The following is a 21,496-nucleotide window of genomic DNA, read 5'->3' on the forward strand; positions in this document are numbered from 1 at the left end:
GGGTGTTGCCGTGGTCGTGGCGCGAAGTGCTCGGGGTGGTCGATGAAGGCGTTCCGGTTCGTGGCGAAGGGCGCCCCGCTGGTGAGTGTCGAGCTGCCGGATCCGGTGGCGGGCCCAGGGTGGGTCGTGGTGGACGTCGAGGCGGCCGGGCTGTGCCACTCGGACCTGCATCTGATCGACGGCACCATCGACCTCTCGCCCCGCCCGCCCTTCACCCTCGGGCACGAGGTGGCCGGCGTGGTGTCCGCCCTGGGCGAGGGGGTGTCCGGCTACGCGGTCGGCGACCGGGTGGCCGTGGCGATCGTCGCGCACCCGGAGGTGCAGGTGCAGTACGCGCCGGGTGTCGGGGTCGACGGCGGCTACGCCGAGCGCCTGGCGGCCCACGCCTCCACCCTGGTGCCGCTGCCCGACGCGGTCTCCGCGGTCCAGGCGGCCGTCGCCACCGACTCCGTCGTCACCGCCTACCACGCGGTCCGCACGGAGGGCCGGGTCGGGCCGGGCGAGGTGGTGGCGGTCGTGGGCCTGGGCGGCCTCGGCCTCAACGGCGTCCGTACGGCCGCCATCGCCGGGGCGGAGGTCTACGGCGTGGACGCCAACCCCGACACCTTCGAGGCCGCACGCGCGGCCGGCGCCCGGGACTGCTTCACCCGGCTGTCCGCGCTCGCCGACCTGCACCCCCATGTCGTCGTCGACTTCGCGGGCATGGGCACGACGACCTCCGACGCCGTCGACGTCGTACGCCGGCTCGGCCGCGTCGTCGTGGTCGGCCTCGGCTCGCAGACCACGACGATCTCCACCGGGGCCCTGGTCGGCAAGAGCGTGGAACTGCGCGGCTCGTACGGCGCGAGCAAGGAGGAGTACCGCGAGGTGCTCGGCCTCATCGCGGACGGCCGGATCACCCCCGCGGTGGAGGAGATCCCCTTCGCCGACCTCAACGACGGCCTCGAACGTATCCGCGCGGGAAAGGTCCGCGGCCGGCTGGTCACCCGGCCGGGAGCCTGACCCGCGGGGCCCGACCGGGAGCGACGGCCCCGGCCGCGTCCGAGCCCGGCGTTGTGGGAGAAAAGCCGCCACAGCCGGCCAGCACGTCTAAACTCCCCTTATCGACAGCGGACTTGACCGCTACGGGGGACGGGGGGACACGTGCCCGTATCACGTGGTGAGCCGGGCGGGGGCGCCGGCTCGCCCACCTTCCAGGAGCAGGTGGACGCGTTGTGCGTGCCGCAGGCCGACGGCACCCGGCGGGTGGACGTCAGCGCCTTGCGGGCCCTCGTGGCGGCCGATCCCGAGCAGACCGCGGCCACCTGCAGGACATGCGTCACCCGCGCCAAGGAGCAGGGCAGGACCTGGCGGGGGTACGCCCAGATGGCGATGACGCTCGCCGCGCTCTACGAGAGCGTCTTCGACGACGACATCCTGGCCGTATGGGTGACCGACGAGTTCGACCGCGCCGGGATCTCGGTGCCGAACCCCGCCGTCCGGGTGGTCGATCCCAGGACCGGCGCCCTGTCCGACCCCGACGAGCGACCCGAGGAGGGTCCGGTCCAGATCGCGGTCGAGCGGCGGTTCATCGACGCGTGCGACATCCGCCCGCTGGTCGTCCACCTCTCCCACCAGCCGGACGGGACCGGCCCGGAGCAGCTGCGACGGCTGCGTGGGCGCCGGGGCCGGGTGCTGATCACCTTCGACATCCCGGCGTCGGACCCCCGCGAGGTGTGGGAAGTCCCGGAGGTGCGCGATTACGTCGGCAGGCTCGCCGAGGCGATGCCTTACCTGCCCTACTACTTCCTGCCCCGCGACTTCGGCACGCTGTTCACCTGGCTGGCCTGCCTGGCCCCGCCCGAAGCCTGGTCGCCGAGCGGCATCCGGCTGCTGCACCCCGACGTCGTCCAGCAGGCCGCGCTGGCGGTGCACTCCGTCCGGAAGTTCGCCGCCTGGCTCGGCGACGATCCCGACGCGGTCGTGGCGACCGTCTTCTCCCCCCTGCCCGGGGAGTTCATGGCCTACGTCCACCGCGTCCAGGCCGAGCTGGACAGACGGCTCGGCGATGCCTCCTGAGGCCGCCGACGCGGTCGAGGCCGCACGGCGGGTGCTGGACGGCCGGTCGTCCATGGCCGAGGCGGCCGGCCTCCTGCGGCGCCCGCTGCCCTCCGCGGCGCACCGGCACGTCCGGCACGGTGAGGTGCAGCAGCTCACGGAGATGATCGACCGGGCCGAGGACGCCGGCCGGGTCGAGATGCTCACCGAACTCGCCGCCGCAGCCGCCGCACCCGTCGCGGACCCGGTTCGCGCGCAGGTCCTGGCCCGCGGCGCGACCCGGCTGATGGCACTGCACGCCCCCGAGCCGGCCGTGGCCCTGCTGGCAGCGGCCCGCCCGCTGCTGTCCGGCGACGAGCTGATGCAACTGGAGACCGACCGGCTCCGGCTGCACGCCCTCTGCGACCTCGACGACCGCGCCGCCTTCGAACGCGACCTGCCGGGCGTGGCCGGGCAGGCCGAGCGGCTCGGCAGCGACTCCCAGCTGTGCATGGTCCTCTACGACCGGGCGGTCCTGGCAGCACGCGCCGGGGACGCCCCGTGCGCGCTGGAGAGCGTGCGGGAAGCCCGCCGGCTGCGCGCCCGTGTGCCGACGGAGGACGCATACGCGCACGCTCCCGACCAGTTCGCCCTCCAGCACGCCAGGATCGCCCGGCAGAACGGCCGGTTGGAGGAGGCGCTCGGCGCCCTGGAGGACATGCGGAAGCTCGCCCTCGCGGCCGGCCGGCACACCGAGGCGGCGTGGGCGCGCAGCGAACTCGGTATCACCTGGGACCTGCTCGGCGACAGCGGGCGGGCCGGGAAGCTGCTGCGGAGCGCCGCGGCCGAGGCGGAGCAGGCCGGGCGGGGCGACCTGGCGAGCCACTGGCGGCATGAGGTCGGCGACGGCGCGGACGGCGCGGACGGCGAGGACGGCCCGTCCCGGTACTGGCAGCGGGCGTCGGCCCTCATGCTCGGCACGACGGGCCGGGCCGAGGAGGCCGTGCCGCTGCTGCGCAAGGCGATCGCCGACGCCCGCGACGCGCACCACGCGGACCTGGAGGCCGACGCCCGCAACATGCTCGCCGCCGCGCTGGAGGAGTGCGGGCAGCCCGAGCAGGCGCAGATGGCGCTGCGGACGGCGATCGCCACCGCCCGCCGGTCCGGCGACGCACTGCGCGAGGTCCGCTACGGCACCAATCTCGCACGCGTCCTGATGTTCGACGGCGGCGTCGAGGAGGCGCAGCAGGAGATCGAGTCCGTGCTCGCCCTGGGGGAGCGGCTGCGGGCGAGCGCCGCGACCGTCGAGCTCAGCCAGAGCGTGGCCATCACGCTGGCCCGCGCGTACGACACCGCGATCCTGATCGCCGCCGGGATGCACAAGACCGCGAGGGAACTGGGCGAGGACGCGAGCCCGCAGTTCGCGGCCTTCGCGCGCACCCGGCCCGACGCGCTGGTGCGGATGGGCCAGCGGGCCCGGGCCGCCACGATGACCGAGGCCCTGCGGATCGGCCGGGTCGTGGAGGCCGACGGGGGCTCGGCCCCGGAGCTGGTCTCGGCGATGCTCGACCTGCGGGCCGGCGAGGCGGCGGTCCAACTGGCCGCCGCGCGCGTGGAGGATCTCTCCCCCGCCCTGGCGGCGCGCGACCGGAGCGCCGCGCGACTGCGGGAGGCGGCCGGCTCGGCCGGGGTGTCCCTGACGGTCGGCTCGGTCCCGGTCGGGCGCGACGACCTGGCGGCTGCCCTCGCGCCCGACGAGGTCCTGGTCGACCTGCTCACCGTCCCCGAGGGCGTGGTCGTCACCATCCTCACGCCGGCCGGGGAGTCCGCGGTCGAGATCGTCCGGTGGCCGGAGGACGACCGGCGCCGCATGGTCAAGCAGATGGAGCGCGCCTGCCGCGAGCGGGTGCGCGCCCACCGCGACGACGTCGTCGAGACCCGGCTGGCGGTCGAGGCCGCCGTGGACGCCCTGGACGCGGTGCTGCTCACCACCGTGGCCGACACCGTACGGGCGGTGATGCCGATAGCGCCCCGGCGGATGCTGGTGAGTCCGGAGAACGAGCTCTTCCACCTGCCGTACTGGCGGCTGTCGGCCCGGCTCGACGACTGCACGGTGAGCATCCTGCCCACCCCGGGAGCGCTGCCGCTGCTGCGCGCCCGGCGCAGGGACGGGCGGCGGCCGTGGATCTCGGTGGGCGATCCGTCCGGGACGCTGCGCCACGCGGCGCAGGACCTCCCCGCCGGGCTCGGCTACCGGCCCTGCGCGCCGGAGACCGGCGCCCTGCTGCGTACGCTGCCGGCCGCCGGCCGGGTCCACTTCGCCTGCCACGGGCACTTCGAGCCGGGCAACTCGCTGCTGTCGGGGCTCGACGTCCGTGCCCCGGCCGGCCCGGCCGATCCGCTCGGGATGCCCCCGCCGGCCGGTCCGGACGCGCCCGGCCGCTTCACCGTGGCGCAGATCTCCGGCCGCCTGTACCTGCCGCACTGCTCGCTGGTGGTCCTGTCGGCCTGCACCTCCGGGCTGCCCCGGGTGCATCCCGCCAGTGAGTTCACCAGCCTGCCCGGGGCGTTCCTGATGTCCGGCGCCCGCAACGTCGTGGCGTCCCTGTGGTTCGCGCAGGACAAGGCGGCGGCGCTGCTGATGCGTGCCTTCTACGACGCGCTCGACGGCAGTCCGTCCGCCGCGCTGGTCGCCGCCCGGCGGCGGCTGGCCGCGACCGGCAGGGCGGAGGCGGCCGAGCTCCTGGGCACCGACGACCTCCCGCCCTTCGACCCGCCGTTCGCGGAGACCGTGTACACCGACTGCTTCCAGCACTACGGAGTCGACTGATGGCCGATCCTTCCCGTGCCTTCATCCGGGCCCTGAGCGGTGTGTGGGGCAGGGACTACTGGGTCACCTGGCATCCCTCGTCCCGCCGGGCCCTCGGCGACGTCGGCACGGTCGGGCCTTCCGGCCTGGTGCAGATCGCGACGCTGCCCGGCGCCGATGCCGTCCCGTCCGGCCCCGGCCCGGGCTCCGGCTCCGACCCCGGCCCCGCGGGACGGGACAGCCTGACCTGGTACACCACGGGGGCCGTCGACGTCACCTACGGCGGTACGGCGCAGGCGGCCGAGCCGACCGGGGCGCTGGCCGGTGCGCACGGGCGCGCGCAGGTGAGGTTCACCCGCAAGAACGCGCTGCTCGTGGCCTACCGGGGGCTGTCCGAGACCCGGCTCGCCGACCAGCCGCGCCTGGCCAGGGACTTGCTCACGCGTTACTGGGCCGGGGACTGGGACGCGGGCTGGTGCGTCGTCAGCCACCTGGTGACCGCGGCGTCCGGCACCGTACTCATGGCGGCCGGCAAAGGCGCCACGGCCGAACTCGCCGCCGGCGCCTCGCTCGCCGCCGGCCCCGCCGGACTCGCCGACCTCGCCGACCTCGCCGCGGAGGTCCGCGTGCACAGGTCGTCGGCCCTGCAATGCGAACTGGTCGGCCGCGGGCTGACCCCCTTCTACCGGGTGCTCCGGCTGCGCCGCCGCTTCCTGCGCGGCATCGAGGTGTCCTACGGGGACGTCCGCGGCCCCTCCGACCGCCCGCCGCAGGTGCCGCCGGACATCCTGGAAGAGGTCGAGGACACCCCGGAGGCGGCCCTGGAGTCGCCGCCGCAACCGGTGCCGCCCGCCGACGACGAGTGACGGCCGGCGGCCGACCCGGCGCCACCCGCCCGGCCCTGCGCGCGGAAGGCCGCCGCGCCGGACACGCCCGTTGACCGAGCCCCCGTACGCCGCGGTCGCCGCGTATTCTTGGTGGTGTCGTACGGCGGAGGGGCTCGCCGTCATCCGCGGCGTCGTGCCGCCAACGGTCCCTACCTTCACAGGTAGGAGAGCCATGCCCCCGTTTCCCACCCGCGCAGCGGCCCCAGCGCCGCGAGGCCCGCGCCTTGGTGCGCCCGGGGCCGGGCGCGGGACGCCGCGGCGCGGTGCGGGCGTGCGATCTTCCCCCGCCGGGTCTGCCCGGCTTCCTCGACGAAAGGCCGACCGTGTCCTTGCAGATCGTTACGCTGCGTGCTGTCGAAATCCTCGATTCCCGGTCGCGTCCGACGCTGTCGGTGACGGTGGGCCTGTCCGGTGGGGCGGTGGCGACCGCGGGGGTGCCGTCCGGGGCGTCGACGGGGTCGGGTGAGGCGGTGGAGTTGCGGGACCTGGACCCGGCGCGTTACGGCGGGCAGGGCGTGCGTACCGCGGTCGGGCATGTCAACGGGGTGATCGCCGACGCCTTGCGCGGGCGGGAGTTCGCCGATCTGGCCGCCGTGGACGGGGCGTTGATCGAGCTGGACGGCACGCCGGACAAGTCCCGGCTGGGTGCCAACGCGGTCATCGGGGTGTCGATGGCGGTGGCGCGGGCCGCGGCGGTCGAGGCGGGGGTGCCGCTGTGGCGGTATCTCGCCCCGGTGGGTGTCGCCCCGCGGCTGCCGGTGCCGCACTTCAATGTGCTCAACGGCGGGGCCCATGCGCCCAACCCGCTCGACTTCCAGGAGTTCATGATCGCCCCGCTGGGCGCTCCGGACATCGCGGAGGCGGTACGGGCCGGCGCCGAGGTCTACGCGGCCCTGCGGAAGAGGCTGCGTGATGCCGGCCATGACACCGGGCTGGGCGACGAGGGGGGCTTCGCGCCCGCGCTGTCCCGGCCGGAGGACGCGCTCGACGTCATCGCGCAGGCCATCGCCGACGCCGGGTACCCGGCCGGCCGGGACGGGGTCGCCATCGCGCTGGACCCGGCGGCCAGCGAGTTCCGGCAGAAGGACGGCCGCTACCGTGTCGACGGTGAGCTGCTGGACAGCGGGGACCTGATCGCCCGCTACCGGAGGATCGTCGAGGACTACCCCGTGTGGAGCATCGAGGACGGCCTCGGCGAGGACGACCGGGAGGGGTGGGCGAGGCTGACCACCGACCTGGGCGGGCACATCCAGCTCGTCGGCGACGACAACTTCGTCACCGACCCGGCGGTCATCTCCGCGGCGGTGTGCGACGGCATCGCCAACGCCTCGCTGATCAAGCCCAACCAGATCGGCACCGTGACCGAGACGCTGCAGGCGGTGGCCGTGTGCCGCGACGTCGGCTACGGGGCCATGGTCTCGCACCGCTCCGGCGAGACGGAGGACTCCTTCATCGCCGACTTCGCGGTCGCCACCGGCTGCGGCCAGCTCAAGTCCGGGGCGCCGGCCCGCGGTGAGCGCGTCGCGAAGTACAACCGCCTCGTCGAGATCGCCGCGGACAACCCGGACCTGCCCTACGGGCTGGGACGGTGACACCGCGGCAGCCGCCCGGCGTCCTCGTCCTGCTGCGCCACGGGCAGTCCACGGCCAACGCCGGCGGGGTCTTCACCGGCTGGATCGACGTGCCGCTGACACCGGACGGCCGGGCCGAGGCGCTCGCCGCCGGGCGACTGCTCGGGGCCGCCGGCCTGCTGCCGGACGTGGCGCACACCTCGGTGCTGCGCCGCTCCATCGTGAGCGCCGACCTGGTCCTCTCCGCGCTCGGCCGGGACTGGATCCCGGTCCGCCGCACCTGGCGGCTCAACGAGCGCCACTACGGCGCCCTGACCGGACGCCGCAAGGCCGAGGTGCGCGCGGAGGCGGGGGAGGAGCGGTACGCCCTGTGGCGGCGGTCCCTCGACGTCGCCCCACCGCCCGCCGTACCCGGCACCGCACCGCCGGCCGGCGACCCGCGCTACGCCGGCCTCCCGCCGGACGCCCGGCCCGCGACCGAGAGCCTCGCCGACGTCCAGGCGCGGCTGCTGCCGTACTGGGCCGACCACCTCGCCCCCGACCTGGCCCGCGGCCGTACCGTCCTGGTCGTCGCCCACGGCAACTCCCTGCGCGCCCTGGTCGCCCACCTCGACGCCCTCCCCCCGGAGCAGGTCGCCGCCCTCAACATCCCCACCGGCATCCCCCTGCGCTACCGCTTCACCCCCGACCTGCGCCCCGCCGAACCCGCCCAGTACCTGGACCCGGAAGCGGCGACCCGCGCGGCCGAGGCGGTCGCCCACCAGTGAACGCCCCGGTCACGCCGTCCGCGTACGCCCCATGCGCCGCACCCTCAGGAGCAGCGGCAGCGCGGCGGCCTGGACGACGACGGAGAAGACGACGGCCCCGCTGACCGACCGGTCGTAGAGCACGCCGCCTCGCCCTCCGATGAGCAGCACGAACCGGAAAGCCGAGCGACGCGCGTGGTCCTGCGGGGACGGCACGGCTACCTCGTCGACGACGGGGAGGCGTCGGGGCCGGGCGCTTCGCCGTAGATCTGGCGGTAGAGGTCGGCGCCGTCGGCGGTGGGTTGCGGGGGGCCTTCGGTGAGGTGGAAGGTGCGGGTGCCGTCGGGGCGGCGTTCGGCGCGCAGGAACAGGGCGTCGGGGCCGTACTGCTCGTGCAGGCTGGAGGCGAGGTCGTACAGGTGGGTGACGCAGACGATCTTCACGCCGGTCTCGCGCAGGGCGCGGAAGACCTGGCGGGCGATCTCGGAGCCCTCGCGTTCGTCGGTCGCGGCGAAGGACTCGTTGGACAGCAGGAGGCTGCCGGGGGTGAGGTGGTCGGCGATGGCGCTCATCCGGGCCAGCTCCTCGTCGAACTTGCCGCTGACCATCGCGGTGTCCTCCTCCCGGCGGAAGTGGGTGAACACCGCGTCGCGCAGGTCCGCGCGGAAGGCGTCGGCGCCGGTGAACATGCCGGCCTGCATCATGAGCTGGGCGAGGCCGACGCTGCGCAGGAAAGTCGACTTGCCTCCCTCGTTGGCGCCGGTGACGACCAGCAGGCCGCGCCCGTCGGCGTCGACGGTGTTGCCGACGACCGGCCCGTCGCGGCGCAGCGCCAGGCACACGTCGTACAGGCCCCGGCAGTTCAGCGCCGGGGTGCCGGCGGGCCGCGGCTGCGGGAAGCACACCGGGGAGTTCCGCGCGGCCAGCTCCTGGTGCAGGTTCAGGCAGGCGACGTAGAAGCCGAGTTCGCGGCGCAGCATGGTGAAGAAGCCGAGGATGTGGTCGGCGGACCGGGCCAGCGCGTCGGCGGCCAGGGCGATGCCGCGCCCGCGCAGCTCGCCGAGGAACTGCGCGCCGGCCTCGTCGCGGTCCGGGACGCGGTAGGTGTACGAGGTGGGGTGGCCGCCGGTGAGGCGTTCGCGCCAGCCGGGCCGGGCGGGCGGTTCGCGCAGGACGTACCCGGTGCCGGCCAGGCCGCGGCCGAGGTGGGCGCTGATGTGGACGCCGCCGCGGAATCTCAGCCGGGTCAGGTGCTCCTCGACGGTGTCGAAGTAGGCGTCGTCGAGGTCGTCGGCGAGCATGGTGAAGAAGCGGCCGAAGCCGGGCGAGGCGAAGTCGGCGGCGTGCTCGTCGCGGATGTGCCGCAGCCGGTGCAGGTGGTCCACGAACAGGTCGAGCACCTGGACCGCGCGGGACAGGACGGAGTCCGCGGTGTGCAGGAAGCTGCCGAAGACCCGCCGCTCGCGGGCGACGGCGCCGGCGGCGACCGCGTAGAGGTCGCGTACGACGTCGGGCCGGGCCAGCGCGTCGGCCAGGACCCCCTGGCGGTGCGCGATGACGCCGGCGTCGGGCACCGAGGTGAGCAGCACCCGGGAGGCGATGTCGCGCAGGTACGCGTCACCGCCGCCCATCGCGTCCAGCAGGGTGTCCAGGTCCAGGTCCCGGGTCAGGTCCGCCAGCTGCACGGGCAGTTCGGCCTGCCAGTCCGCGTCGTGGCCGGGGTGCAGCAGGAGCGTTTTCATGACGCGATCCGTGCCTTGAGCTGCCGGTAGGTCAGCCGGTACTTCTCCGCGACGGACAGGGCGTGGGCGAGGCCGTCGGCGGGCCTGCGCACGACGCGGTACGTACGGTGGCCGGGGTCGTCGGGCGCCACGGTGCTGACCATGCTCACCGTGCTCGGCCCGAGCGAGGCGAGCTCGTCGACGAAGGTGACGCACACGCACAGCAGGTCGCGCGCGACGACGGCGCGCAGGACGCTCGTGCCCAGGAGCACGGCGTCGGCGAGGGTCGTCGAGGTGAAGACCTCGTTCATCACGACGACGCTGGACGGCGTGGCGCGCTGGAGGATCTCGTGGGTACGGACCAGGTCGTCGTACAGCTTGCCGCTGAGGTCGGCGAGGTTCTCGCCCTGCTCGAAGTGGGTGAAGACCTGGTCGCACAGGAAGAGCCGGGCCTGCGTACCGGGGACGGGGCACCCGAGGGCGGCCAGGTGGTGCAGCTGCCCGAAGGCGCGGGCGAAGGTGGTCTTGCCGCCCTGGTTGGGCCCGGAGACCACGATCACCCGCTCCGGGCCGGACAGCTCGACGTCGTTGAGCACCACCGGCGAGCCCTCGCGGACCAGCTTGGCGGCCAGGGCGAGGTCGAAGGTGTCGCGGACCAGGGTCTGCTTGGCGGTGTCGTCGACCTCCGGGAGGCAGAAGGCAAGACCTGCGGCCTTCAGCGGGGCGGTGAAGTCCAGATAGGCGAGATAGAACTGGATCTCCCGGTCGAACGCGGTCACCACCGGGTCCAGGAAGTCCCGGTGCGCCGCGAAGTGCGCGTCCAGCGCGGCGAACGGCTCGGGGAAGAGCCGCGCCACCCGGTCCAGTACGGCCTCCTCGACGTGGTTCATGGCCAGGTTCGGGGCCGGCGGCGCCCGGTGGCCCGCGGTGTCCTCCTGCCCGAACCGCTCGAAGACCGCCACGACCCGGGCGCCGTAGTCGGCCTGCTCCTCGTATCCGCTCACGCGGACCCGGCCCCCGCTGATGTGCAGGCTGTAGCGGATCTCCGCCAGCCGCGCCCGCAGCGCCGCCGTGGACTCGGCCAGCGCGGTGAATCGGGCGTCGCCCGCATACGCGGCCAGGTACTCGTGCACCGCGCGCAGCCCCGCCGAGCGCAGGTCCCGGCCCGCGAGCAGCGCGGTGACCTCGCGGACCGCCGCGCAGTAGGTGCCGATCGCGTCGACGAGCAGGCTCTCGCGCTGGTAGGGGTGGTGCAGCTCGCGCGCCTGCCGGACCTGCTGCCGCATGGCGCGCAGCCCCGCCCCGAAGGCGGCGAGCCCCGCGGCCAACTCCGGGTCCGCCAGGTCGCGGAAGACGTCCTGCCGGTGGGTGACGGTGGCCAGGGTGCGGATCGGGGTGTGGAAGAACGGCGCGAGCGCGTACTCCCCGCGCCCGGACACCAGCGCGCCGACCACCTGGTCCAGATGCAGGTCGGCGAAGAACGCCGGCTCCTGCGTCCGGGGAAGTTCCGCGTCAGCCGCGTCGGTGAACAGCACGCTCGGCGGCGCCGCGGTCATGCCCCGCCCCCGGGCAGCAGGACCCCGACCTCGTCGCAGGCCGCCTGGCCGGCGCCGGTGGGCTCGTCGAGCCGCGGGAGGACGGGCACCGCGATGAGCAGCGGCACGGTGAGGGAGGAGCAGGCCATCGCCGGCACCGGCGCCGCGAGGAAGAAGGGACCGGCAACCACCCGCCGGACGGCGGAAGTCCCGGCCGCGCCGTCGTATGTCGCGCGCAACGCTCTCATCGGGGCCTCCACCGGGACACGGGCACCACGAACTCGGTGCCCTTGATCGGTAGAAGCCATCAGCGGCGCACAACCGCGGTCGAAGGCGGGCCTCATCGCCTGCGTTCCATGCTGGGCGCGGGCCGTGGCACTGTCAACGCCCCCGGGGGCGTGTCGCGCGGATCGGCCGCCGCCGGGCGCTGTCGCCGCCCGGCACCCCGGGCTCCCGTAGGGTCCGGCCCGGCCTCAGGCGATGTCCAGCCAGACGCCGATCCAGGCGATGGCGACGCCGCCGATGCCCATGGCGACGGTCCAGACGGCCACCCGGCCGGCGAACAGCCGCCCCAGCAGACCGCCGAAGGCCGCGAGGGCGAGCACGCCCAGCACCACGACGATCCATGACACGTCCGGCAGCGCGGCCCCGACCAGCAGCGGCACGGCGGCGCCGAGGAAGCTCGCGGCGCAGGCCACGGCGGTGGCGGCCAGGGACCTGGTCGCCGCGATACGGCCGAGCCGGGTGGTGGCCAGGTGCCCGCGGGCGGTGAGGTTCAGCTCGCGCGAGGCGCGTACGAGGTTGGCGCGGCCCTCGGCGTACTCGGCGACGAAGACCGAGAACGCCGCGGTCACCAGCGCGGCCCCGCCGACCCGGAAGGCCAGCCCGTACGTGACGCGCGAGCCGCCGCCGACGAGCGAGCCGGCCGTCAGCGTCAGCGCGTTGAGCAGCCCGTCCACGGTCCCGAGCGTCAGGGGCAGCAGGAAGCGGGCGAGCAGGCGGCGCACCGGCTGGCTCATCGCGAGCGCGGCGTCCCGTTCAGCAGGTAGTCGCCGGCCACGATCTCGTCGAAGCTGTGCACCACCGCGCCGGTGTGCTCGATCGCCCGCACCAGCGCCTCGACCTCGATGTCGTCCCCCTCGACCGTCATGTTCGTGCCCACGGTCTCGATGTCGATCTCCGTCACGGTGATGTTCACCGCGTTCACCCCCGGCAGCGCCTCGACGATCCGCGCGAGGTCCACCAGATCGGGCTCACTGATCGCCTTGTCGACATCCATCACGAGCCGTCGGACCGGCATGCGCGCGCTCCTCTTCTCTCCCGCCCGGGCGAACCCCGGCACGAGCGGCCCATTGTCCGATCGCGCGGCGCCGGCGCCGGCACGACACGCCAGGAAGCACTTAGCAGGGCCGGCGGACGGCAGCCGCGGTCGCGGGCCCCCGCTTGCCCCGGGCCTTGCACCCGCCGCTACGGCGCCGGATCGCGAAGGTGACCCGGCGTCATCGACACGGCACCAAAGTATGGTTAGGCTAACCTAAGTTCCTGACGTGGTGTCGAGCCGGCGGGCCCTGCCCGTCGTGCGATCTGGAGGACTTGACGTCGTGGTGAGCCGCTCTTCGATCCGTTGTGCCCGCCGGCGCGGCAACGCCGGGCGAGAGGCGGTGGCGCCGTGAGCCCCGAGCGGGAACTCTCCGGCCGGGTCGCGCTCGTGACCGGGGCCGCCCGGGGGATCGGGGCCGCCGTCGTCGAGGCGCTGGCCGGCCGGGGCGCGCGGGTGCTCGCCGCCGACGTGGACGCCGAGCGGGTGGCGGCGCTGGCCGGCCGGAGCGAAGGCCGGGTCGTCGCCCGCGCGTTGGACGTGACCGACGCCGCGGCGGTGGAAAGCGCGGTCGCCGAGGCCGAGCGGACCCTGGGGCCTTTGGACATCGCCGTCAACGTGGCGGGCGTGCTGCGTATGTCGCCCGTGGTGGACCTCAACGACGCCGACTGGGCGGCGGTGTTCGCCGTCAACACCGGCGGTGTCCTGCACCTCTCGCGGGCCGCCGCCCGCCGGATGGTCGCCCGGGGCCGCGGCAGCATCGTCACCGTGGCCTCCAACGCGGCCGGCGTGCCGCGCAGCGGTATGGCCGCCTACGCCGCCTCCAAGGCCGCCGCGGTGATGTTCACCAAATGCCTCGGGCTGGAGGTCGCGCCGTACGGAGTGCGCTGCAACACCGTCTGCCCGGGCTCCACGGCCACCGACATGCAGTTCGCCCTGTGGGAGGGGACGCCGGGAGGTGCCGGCAACGGGCGGCGCGCGGTCATCGAGGGGGACCTGGCCTCGTACCGCACGGGCATCCCGCTGGGCCGGATCGCCGAGCCCTCCGACATCGCCGACGCCGTCGCCTTCCTGGCCTCCGACCGGGCCCGGCACATCACCCTGCACGACCTCTACGTGGACGGCGGCGCCACCCTGCGCGCCTGACCGGCGCGCGGCCCAGCCGTCCGCCCCGAGCCGTCCGCCGCCAGCCGTCCGCCACCGAACACCGCGGGAGCTTCGCTGTGACCACAGAACCCATGCCGGCCCGGCCCAGGGCGGTCCCGGCGCTGACCCCTGGCGTGGACGCGCCCACCTGGCCCGAGGAGTTCGCCGAGCGCTACCGCCGGGCGGGCCACTGGCGCGGCGAGACCCTCGGCGGCATGCTCCGCGCGCGGGCCGCCGCCCACCCCGACCGGATCGCCCTGGTCGACCCGCAGCCGGAGCGCCGCAGCTGGACGTACCGGCGGCTGGACGAGGCCGCCGACCGGCTCGCCGCCGGGTTCGCCGGCCGCGGGATCGGCCCTGGCGACCGGGTCGTCGTCCAGCTCCCCAACGTCGGCGAGTTCGTCGAAGTGGTGTTCGCGCTGTCCCGGATCGGCGCGCTGCCCGTCTTCGCGCTGCCGGCCCACCGCGACACCGAGATCGCGCATTTCTGCTCCCTGTCCGGGGCCGTCGCCTATGTGGTCCCGGACGTGCACGCCGGCTTCGACCACCGCGAGCTCGCCGAGCGCGTCCGGCGGCGATCGCCCGCCCTGCGCGAGGTGTTCGTGGCCGGGGAGCCCGGCGCGCACACCGCGCTCGCGGACCTGCCCCGCGACCCGGCGGGGCCGCTGCCCGGCCCGGAGCCGCACGAGCTGGCCTTCCTCCAGCTGTCGGGCGGCACGACGGGCATGTCCAAGCTGATCCCGCGCACGCACGACGACTACCTCTACTCGGTGCGCGGCTCCGCCGGGATCTGCGGCGTCGGCCCGCGGACCCGCTTTCTCGTCGTCCTCCCCGCGGCCCACAACTTCCCCATGAGCAGCCCCGGTTGGCTCGGCACGCTGTACGGCGGCGGCACCGTCGTGCTGTGCCCGCAACCCGACCCGGCCACCGCCTTCGCGCTGATCGGGCAGGAGCGGATCACCATGACCGGGCTGGTGCCGCCGCTCGTCGCGCTGTGGACGGACGCCGCCGCGCGCGGTACGGGCGACCTGGGCAGCCTGGAGCTGGTCCTGGTCGGCGGCGCCAAGTACGGAGAGCAGGCGGCCCGCCGGCTCGAACCGGCGCTCGGGTGCAGGCTGATGCAGGTCTTCGGGATGGCCGAGGGACTGGTCAACTACACCCGGCTCGACGACGATCCGGAGACGGTCGTCACCACGCAGGGCCGGCCGATCTCGCCCGACGACGAGGTCAGGATCGTCGACGACGACGGCCGGGACGTACCCGAGGGCGAGTGCGGGCAGCTGCTCACCCGGGGCCCCTACACCATCCGCGGCTACTGGCGCGCCCCCGAGCACAACGCCGCGGCCTTCACCGCGGACGGCTTCTACCGCACCGGTGACCTCGTGCGCCGTACGCCCAGCGGCCATCTGGTGGTCGAGGGCCGCGCCAAGGACCAGATCAACCGCGGCGGGGAGAAGTTCGCCCCGGGGGAGATCGAGGACATCATCCTGGCCCACCCCGCGGTGCGCGACGTCGCCCTGGTCGCCGTGCCCGACGAGTACCTCGGCGAGCGCACCCTCGCCCATGTGATCCTGCGCCCGGACACCGACCCGCCGACGCCCGCCCAGATCAAGGCGTTCGTACGGGAGCGCGGCGTCGCCGCCTACAAGATCCCCGACCTCGTCCGCTTCGTGGACGTCTTCCCGCACACCGGTGTCGGCAAGGTCAGCAGATCGGGGCTGCGGTCGGCCGCGGCCTCCCGCGAACAGCGCTGAAAGGCCGGTCTCCGCATGGCACTTCCCATCATCGCCTCCTACCCGTTCCCGGACGCCGGCCGGCTGCCGGCCAACCGGGTGTCCTGGACCGTGGACCCGCGCCGCGCGCTGCTGCTCGTGCACGACCTCCAGCAGCACTTCCTCGCGGCCTTCCCCGCCGGCGCGCCGCCGCTGCCCGGCATGCTGGCCAACACCGCCCGGCTGCTGGCGCGGGCCCGCCGCGCCGGGGTTCCGGTGGTCTACTCGGTGCAGCGCGGCGGCCAGACGCCCGAGGAACGCGGGCTCCAGCTCGACTTCTGGGGCCCGGGGGTGGCCGACGACCCCGAGGCGCTCGCGATCCCGGACGCGGTGGCCCCCGGGCCCGGGGACACGCTGCTGACCAAGTGGAAGTACAGCGCCTTCGTCCGTACCGATCTCGCCGAGCGGATGCGGGAGCAGGGACGCGACCAGCTGGTGATCGCCGGGGTGTACGCGCACATCGGCGTGATGACGACGGCGTGCGACGCGTGGATGCGCGACATCCGGGCCTTCGTCGTCGCCGACGCCGTCGCCGACTTCTCCCGCGAGGACCACGAGATGGCGCTGCGCTGGGCGGCCGGCCGCTGCGCCGTGGTGACCACGACCGATGAGGTCGTCGCACGTCTGTGACCCCGGCCGGCCCTGCCGTCCCCTCGGGCGCATTGACCACCCCGTTGCGGATCAACTAAGGTAAGCCTTACCTAAGTTCGATCACGGCTTGTGCGACACCCGGCCTCCCGTGCCGGCGGGCACGGGCCCTGTGCCAGGAACGACGGCCGCCTGCTGGCTCGGGCAGCCCATGAACCATCTGCCCCGGTGTCGACCCCAGGGAGAAACCTCATGCCCACCCCCGAGCACGTCCCCAGCACCACCACGGCCGGCACCGCCGGTTCCTACGACGTCGTCGTGGCCGGCGGCGGACCTGGCGGTTCCACCACCGCCGCGCTGGTCGCGATGGCCGGCCACCGGGTCCTGCTGCTGGAGAAGGAGTCCTTCCCCCGCCACCAGATCGGCGAATCGCTGCTGCCCGCGACGATCCACGGTGTCTGCCGCTTCCTCGGGGTGACCGGCGAACTGGAGAAGGCCGGCTTCATGCCCAAGCGCGGCGGCACCTTCCGCTGGGGCGCCAACCCCGAGCCGTGGAACTTCCTGTTCGCCTACTCCCCGCTCATGTCCGGGCCGACCTCCACCGCCTACCAGGTGGAGCGCATGAAGTTCGACAAGATCCTCCTCGACAACGCCCGCCGGGTCGGCGTCGAGGTGCGCGAGCAGTGCACGGCCGTGGCCGCGCTGCGCGAGGGCGGGCAGGTCGCCGGGCTGCGCTGGACGGACACCGACGGCCGGGCCCACGAGACCCGCGCCCGGTACGTCGTCGACGCCTCCGGCAGCAACAGCAGGCTCGCCCGCACGGTCGCCGACCGCCACTACTCCGACTTCTTCCGCAACGTGGCCCTCTACGGCTACTACGAGGGCGGCAAGCGGCTGCCGGGACCCGACGCCGGCAACATCCTGTGCTGCGCGTGGGACGACGGCTGGTTCTGGTACATCCCGCTCACCGACACCCTCACCAGCGTCGGCGCGGTCGTCAACCGCTCCCAGATCGGCGCCCTGTCGCGCGATCCGGAAGCCGCCATGGCCCGGTTCGTCGAGCGCGCCCCGATGATCAAGGACTACCTGAAGGACGCCGTACGCGTCACCGACGGCCCGTACGGCCGACTGCGCGTCCGCAAGGACTACTCGTACGCCATGGAGCGCTTCTGGCAGCCCGGCATGGTGCTGGTCGGCGACGCCGCCTGCTTCGTCGACCCGGTCTTCTCCACCGGCGTCCACCTGGCCACCTACGGCGGCCTGCTCGCGGCGCGCTCGATCAACAGCGTGCTGGGCGGGGGCCTGGCCGAGGAGCGCGCCTTCGGCGAGTTCGAGCGCCGCTACCGCCGCGAGTACGGGGTGTTCTACGAATTCCTGCTCGCCTTCTACGACATGCAGCACAACGAGGAGTCGTACTTCTGGCAGGCCCGCAAGGTCTCCCGCGCCGAGGCCACCGACCTGCGCGCCTTCGTCGAGCTGATCGGCGGCGTCTCCTCCGGCGAGTCGGCGCTGATCGACCTCGACACGCTCAAGGAGCGCTTCGGCAGCTCGTCGAAGGACCTCGCGGACGCGGTGACCCGCACCGGGCCGGCGCAGAGCGAGAGCGGGGAGCGGATGGGCGAGCTGTTCGGCACCCAGGTGGTCACGGAGGTCATGCAGGGCATGAACGAGATCCAGGCCCGCGCCTCCATGGGCGGCGTGACCACGCTGGAGAAACCGCTGTTCGAGGGCGGCCTGGTGGCCTCTCCCGACGGCCTCGGCTGGGCCCTTCCCACGCCGGCCGGTACCGGGGCCGAGCCCCAGGCCGGTGCGTGAGCCAGGTGCCCGTGTCCACGCTGACCCGCCCCCGCCCCGTGCACCGGCCCGCCGAGCTGCTGGCGGCCTATCTCACCGGCTCGTTCTACTTCTCCTCGCCGTACGGGACGCTGCTCGCCGACGGTGTGCGCACCCGGGTGCACGGCAGTCCCCGGCGGCGGGCCGCCGCCGCGGCCCGCGCCCTCGACGAGGCTGCGGCAGGCGGCGTGCCCGACCCCGTGGTGGTCGGCGCCCTCGGCTTCCGCCCGGACGCCGAGGCCAGCCTGCTGGTGCCCGCGGTCGTACGGCGGGCCGCCGCCCCCTCGGCTGCCGCGGCCCACCCGCCGGGCGGGCAGGCCCCCACCGGATGGACGGTACGGCTGCAGCCCGAACCCGACGGCTACGTCGGCGCGGTGGGCCGGGCACTCGACCTGATCGGGCAGGGGGCGCTGCGCAAAGTCGTGCTGGCCCGCTGCCTGAAGCTCACGGCGGCCGACCCGGTCGCCGTGACGTCCCTGCTGGCCGGGCTGGTGCGGGCCAACCCCGCGGCCTACGCCTTCGCCGCCGATGTCACCGCCCCCGGGGACCGCGCCCCGCGCACCCTGGTCGGGGCCAGCCCCGAACTGCTGGTCGCCCGCAACGGCGTGACCGTCACCGCCAACCCCCTGGCCGGCTCCGCGCCCAGGGCCGGCGAGGCGTCGGTCGACCGCGCCAGGGTCGCCGCGCTGCGCGACTCGGCCAAGGACCTCGGCGAGCACGCCCACACCGCCGGGCATGTCGCCGACGTGCTCGGCCGGTTCTGCACGGACCTCGACGTACCCGAACGCCCCGAGGTGATCGGCACGCCGACCATGTGGCACCTGTCCACCCGGATCAGCGGACGGCTGCGCGATCCGGCGGACCCGGACTGCTCGGCCCTCGGCCTGGCCGAGGCACTGCACCCCACACCGGCCGTCGGCGGGGTGCCGGCCGACCGGGCACTGACCGCCATCGCCGCCCTGGAACCCCAGGACCGCGGCTACTACGCCGGGATGGTCGGCTGGACGGACCGGCACGGCGACGGCGAGTGGGCGCTGTCCATCCGCAGCGCCGAGGTCTGCGACCGGACGGTACGGCTGTTCGCCGGCGCCGGCATCGTCGCCGACTCCGATCCGCGCGCCGAACTGGCCGAGACCGCGGCCAAGTTCCGCACACTGCTGGGCGCCCTCGGCTTCGAGGACCCGGTATGAGCACCCGCCGGGGACCCCGCCCGTCCCGGCACCACCCCTCCCCCCTGCCGCGCCGCCCCACCGCGGCGCCGCCACGAGTAGGAGCCCACTGATGAGCGAGGGCCTGACGCCCGACCGTATCCGCGCGGACGTCGCCGAACTGCTCGGCTGCGACCCCTCCGACCTGGCCCCGGGCGAGAACCTGCGCGATCTCGGCCTGGACTCGGTGCGCCTGATGACCCTGGTCGAGCGGTGGCGCGCGGACGGCGCCGGCGAGCTGGAGCTGCCGGACCTGGCCGAGCGCCCCGAACTGGACCACTGGCTCGCCGTCCTGACGGGCCGTACGGCGTGACGGACACCGGGCAGGGGCAGCGCCACCTGGAGCGGATCGCGCAGGTCCTGGCCGGGCGCCGCCCCGAGAAGGTGCGCTACCCGATCCGCATCCGCCGTACGGAAGTGGTCCGTACCGCGGCGGTCGGCGCCGGCCTGCTGCGCGTCACGCTCGGCGGACCGGGCACCGCGGGGTTCGAGGCGCACTCGCCGATCGACCACGTCAAGCTGCTCTTCCCCGACCCCGACGGCTCGCTGCGCCTGCCGGAACCGGACGGTGACCTGCTGCGCTGGCCGCGCCCCCACCCCACGTCGCGGGAGTACACCGTACGGCGCCACGACCCGGTGGCCGGCGAGATCGACATCGACATCGCCCCGCACGAGGGCGGCCTCGCCTCGGACTGGGCCCAGGCCGTACGGCCCGGAGCGGTCCTGCATGTGGCGGGTCCGCCGGGCGGCCTCATCGTCCCGGCCGCCTACGACCGCTACCTGCTGGCCGGCGACATCACCGCGCTGCCCGCGATCGCACGCTGGCTGGAGGAGCTTCCCCGGGACGCCAAGGGCTGGGCGTTCGTCGAGGTCGCCCGCGCCGCGGAGGAGATCGAGCTCGCGCCGCCCCGGGGCGTCGAGGTGCGCTGGCTGCACCGGGGCGACCGCCCGCCGGGCACCGGCGGCGCGCTGGCCCGGGCGGTCACCGCGCTGACCGTCCCGCCCGGCGAGCGGCTGTACGCCTGGATGGCCGGCGAGGCGGGCCAGGTCAGGCCGCTGCGCCGCTGGGTGCGCGACGAACTGCGCCTGGAGCGCAGCGACTACGAGATCACCGGCTACTGGAAGCGCGGCGTCGCGGACTTCGACGACGACCAGGAGCACGAGCACTGACCAGCGGTGCCCCCGCGCAGATCCCCTCCCGGCGCCCTGCCGGGAGGCCATGGACCACGACGGGACCCGGCCGAGCCGGCCGGCCCCGCCCAGCAGAAGGAGTCGCACATGTTCACGCGCAGATCATCGGGCCTCGTCGGTGCCCTGGCACTGGCCCTGGCCCTCAGCGCGTGCGGGTCGTCGGACAACGGCACCGCGGCAGCGCCCCAGAAGGTCGAGACCCGGGTGTTCACCGCGGACAACGGCAAGGTCACCATCCCCGTCCACCCCGAGCGGGTGGTCGCCACCGGCTACGCGGTGCCCACCCTGATCGAGGCCGGCGCCCCCCTGGTCGGGATCTCCTCATGGCAGCGGGGCGAGGCCATGATGGACGCCGACGAGCTCGCCACCTACAAGAAGCTCGCCAGGGTCGCCGGCGAGCAGGCGTCGGAGACCAACTACGAGGCCATCGCCAAGGCCAAGCCCGACCTCATCGTCCTCGGGGTCCCGCTCCCCGCCCTCGGCGACATCGACGTCAAGCGGCTGACGGCGATCGCACCGGTGGTCGCGGTCGGACCGATGCTGCCCACCCAGTGGCGCGAGGTGTCCCGCAAGCACGCCGACGCCGCCGGGGTGCTCACCAGGTACGAGAGCGCGCAGGCCGCGTACGAGGCCAAGGCCGCGGAGCTGAAGAAGAAATACCAGAACGTCCTGCCGGCGCTGAAGCTGGGCCACGTCGGCGCCTACGGGGACACCTCCAAGGGCACGTTCCAGCGGGAGTTCAACGGCTCGTGGGGCACCAACGTGGCCCAGGACATCGGCGCGAACTACTACGGCAAGGTGAAGAAGCCGGGGCCCGGGTCCAAGTCGGTCAGCGAGTACCCGTCCATGGAGCAGCTCGGCGACTCCCTCGGCGAGGCCGACGCCATCACGTACTCCGTCAACTGCGACGGCAGCCTCCCCGATTCGGTCAAGGCCGTCGTCGGCTCCCGGCTGTGGCAGAACCTGCCGGCGGTCAAGAAGAAGATGACCTTCCCCATCGCCTGCACCGAAGCCGCCACGTACGGGGACGCCCTGAAGACCCTGGACGCGATCGACACCTCGTTCGCGCCGCTGCTGGAGAAGTGACCGGCCCCCGGCATCCCCCGCGCCGCCGGTGACCGTGGCGATCGTCGACCGGAGACATTGCAAGGAGAG

The 21,496-nt window shown here is 74.4% G+C and carries 20 protein-coding genes and 1 riboswitch; of the genes, 14 read left to right on the forward strand and 6 right to left on the reverse strand.

Annotated elements, in window-relative coordinates; genetic code table 11:
- The first annotated feature begins 42 nt into the window (after positions 1–42).
- From HCN08_RS25750 to HCN08_RS25775, 6 genes are all read left to right on the forward strand, one after another.
- Entirely contained in the window at positions 43–1,002 is a 960-nt protein-coding gene (locus tag HCN08_RS25750) for a zinc-binding dehydrogenase (protein WP_167985633.1), read from the forward strand.
- 141 nt (positions 1,003–1,143) lie between these two features.
- Positions 1,144–2,058, forward strand: a complete 915-nt coding sequence (locus HCN08_RS25755) for a chlororespiratory reduction 6 domain-containing protein (protein WP_167985634.1) — start codon at positions 1,144–1,146, stop codon at positions 2,056–2,058.
- The gene (locus HCN08_RS25760; protein ID WP_167985635.1) at positions 2,048–4,846 is read left to right on the forward strand and encodes a CHAT domain-containing protein; all 2,799 of its coding nucleotides are present in this window, start codon (positions 2,048–2,050) and stop codon (positions 4,844–4,846) included. The genes HCN08_RS25755 and HCN08_RS25760 overlap by 11 nt, the downstream gene beginning before the upstream one ends.
- Positions 4,846–5,691, forward strand: a complete 846-nt coding sequence (locus HCN08_RS25765; RefSeq protein WP_167985636.1) for a hypothetical protein — start codon at positions 4,846–4,848, stop codon at positions 5,689–5,691. Before HCN08_RS25760 ends, HCN08_RS25765 begins: the two co-directional genes overlap by 1 nt.
- A 344-nt stretch (positions 5,692–6,035) precedes the next feature.
- A complete protein-coding gene (eno, locus tag HCN08_RS25770; protein WP_167985637.1) occupies positions 6,036–7,304 on the forward strand; it encodes a phosphopyruvate hydratase in 1,269 nt (422 codons plus the stop codon).
- Entirely contained in the window at positions 7,301–8,050 is a 750-nt protein-coding gene (locus tag HCN08_RS25775) for a 2,3-bisphosphoglycerate-dependent phosphoglycerate mutase (RefSeq protein WP_167985638.1), read from the forward strand. The genes eno and HCN08_RS25775 overlap by 4 nt, the downstream gene beginning before the upstream one ends.
- A gap of 9 nt (positions 8,051–8,059) precedes the next feature.
- Here HCN08_RS25775 and HCN08_RS25780 read toward each other — a convergent pair whose 3' ends face one another.
- The 6 genes from HCN08_RS25780 to HCN08_RS25805 form a co-directional block, all read right to left on the reverse strand.
- A complete protein-coding gene (locus HCN08_RS25780; RefSeq protein ID WP_167985639.1) occupies positions 8,060–8,245 on the reverse strand; it encodes a hypothetical protein in 186 nt (61 codons plus the stop codon).
- A gap of 2 nt (positions 8,246–8,247) precedes the next feature.
- Positions 8,248–9,771 (reverse strand): MutS-related protein, encoded by a 1,524-nt coding sequence (locus HCN08_RS25785; protein WP_167985640.1) that lies wholly within the window; start codon positions 9,769–9,771, stop codon positions 8,248–8,250.
- Complete coding sequence (locus HCN08_RS25790; protein ID WP_167985641.1) at positions 9,768–11,306, reverse strand: MutS-related protein; 1,539 nt, start codon at positions 11,304–11,306, stop codon at positions 9,768–9,770. The genes HCN08_RS25785 and HCN08_RS25790 overlap by 4 nt, the downstream gene beginning before the upstream one ends.
- A complete protein-coding gene (locus tag HCN08_RS25795) occupies positions 11,303–11,533 on the reverse strand; it encodes a hypothetical protein (protein WP_167985642.1) in 231 nt (76 codons plus the stop codon). Before HCN08_RS25795 ends, HCN08_RS25790 begins: the two co-directional genes overlap by 4 nt.
- 43 nt (positions 11,534–11,576) lie before the next feature.
- Positions 11,577–11,642: riboswitch (Fluoride riboswitch) on the reverse strand.
- A 116-nt stretch (positions 11,643–11,758) separates the two neighbouring features.
- Positions 11,759–12,304 carry a hypothetical protein gene (locus tag HCN08_RS25800; protein WP_206319243.1) on the reverse strand — a complete coding sequence of 182 codons (546 nt, stop codon included), beginning with the start codon at positions 12,302–12,304 and terminating at the stop codon, positions 11,759–11,761.
- Positions 12,301–12,585, reverse strand: a complete 285-nt coding sequence (locus HCN08_RS25805; protein WP_167985643.1) for a DUF211 domain-containing protein — start codon at positions 12,583–12,585, stop codon at positions 12,301–12,303. The genes HCN08_RS25800 and HCN08_RS25805 overlap by 4 nt, the downstream gene beginning before the upstream one ends.
- 369 nt (positions 12,586–12,954) lie before the next feature.
- On the opposite strand from HCN08_RS25805, the gene HCN08_RS25810 reads away from it, so the two are divergent.
- The 8 genes from HCN08_RS25810 to HCN08_RS25845 all read left to right on the forward strand — a co-directional run bounded on the left by HCN08_RS25810 (position 12,955) and on the right by HCN08_RS25845 (position 21,427).
- Complete coding sequence (locus HCN08_RS25810) at positions 12,955–13,749, forward strand: 2,3-dihydro-2,3-dihydroxybenzoate dehydrogenase (protein WP_167985644.1); 795 nt, start codon at positions 12,955–12,957, stop codon at positions 13,747–13,749.
- A gap of 92 nt (positions 13,750–13,841) precedes the next feature.
- Complete coding sequence (locus HCN08_RS25815) at positions 13,842–15,503, forward strand: (2,3-dihydroxybenzoyl)adenylate synthase (RefSeq protein ID WP_167985699.1); 1,662 nt, start codon at positions 13,842–13,844, stop codon at positions 15,501–15,503.
- Positions 15,504–15,518: 15 nt separating this feature from the next.
- A complete protein-coding gene (locus tag HCN08_RS25820; RefSeq protein ID WP_167985645.1) occupies positions 15,519–16,151 on the forward strand; it encodes an isochorismatase family protein in 633 nt (210 codons plus the stop codon).
- A gap of 210 nt (positions 16,152–16,361) precedes the next feature.
- A complete protein-coding gene (locus HCN08_RS25825) occupies positions 16,362–17,924 on the forward strand; it encodes a tryptophan 7-halogenase (protein ID WP_167985646.1) in 1,563 nt (520 codons plus the stop codon).
- Positions 17,921–19,132 (forward strand): isochorismate synthase, encoded by a 1,212-nt coding sequence (locus HCN08_RS25830; RefSeq protein ID WP_322974678.1) that lies wholly within the window; start codon positions 17,921–17,923, stop codon positions 19,130–19,132. Before HCN08_RS25825 ends, HCN08_RS25830 begins: the two co-directional genes overlap by 4 nt.
- Positions 19,133–19,223: 91 nt before the next feature.
- A complete protein-coding gene (locus tag HCN08_RS25835) occupies positions 19,224–19,463 on the forward strand; it encodes a phosphopantetheine-binding protein (RefSeq protein WP_167985647.1) in 240 nt (79 codons plus the stop codon).
- Positions 19,460–20,320, forward strand: coding sequence for a siderophore-interacting protein (locus tag HCN08_RS25840; RefSeq protein ID WP_167985648.1), 861 nt, complete (start codon positions 19,460–19,462; stop codon positions 20,318–20,320). The genes HCN08_RS25835 and HCN08_RS25840 overlap by 4 nt, the downstream gene beginning before the upstream one ends.
- A gap of 108 nt (positions 20,321–20,428) precedes the next feature.
- Positions 20,429–21,427, forward strand: coding sequence for an ABC transporter substrate-binding protein (locus HCN08_RS25845; protein WP_167985649.1), 999 nt, complete (start codon positions 20,429–20,431; stop codon positions 21,425–21,427).
- Positions 21,428–21,496 lie beyond the last annotated feature (69 nt).

This window comes from Actinacidiphila epipremni (assembly GCF_012034175.1).
GTDB lineage: Bacteria > Actinomycetota > Actinomycetes > Streptomycetales > Streptomycetaceae > Actinacidiphila > Actinacidiphila epipremni.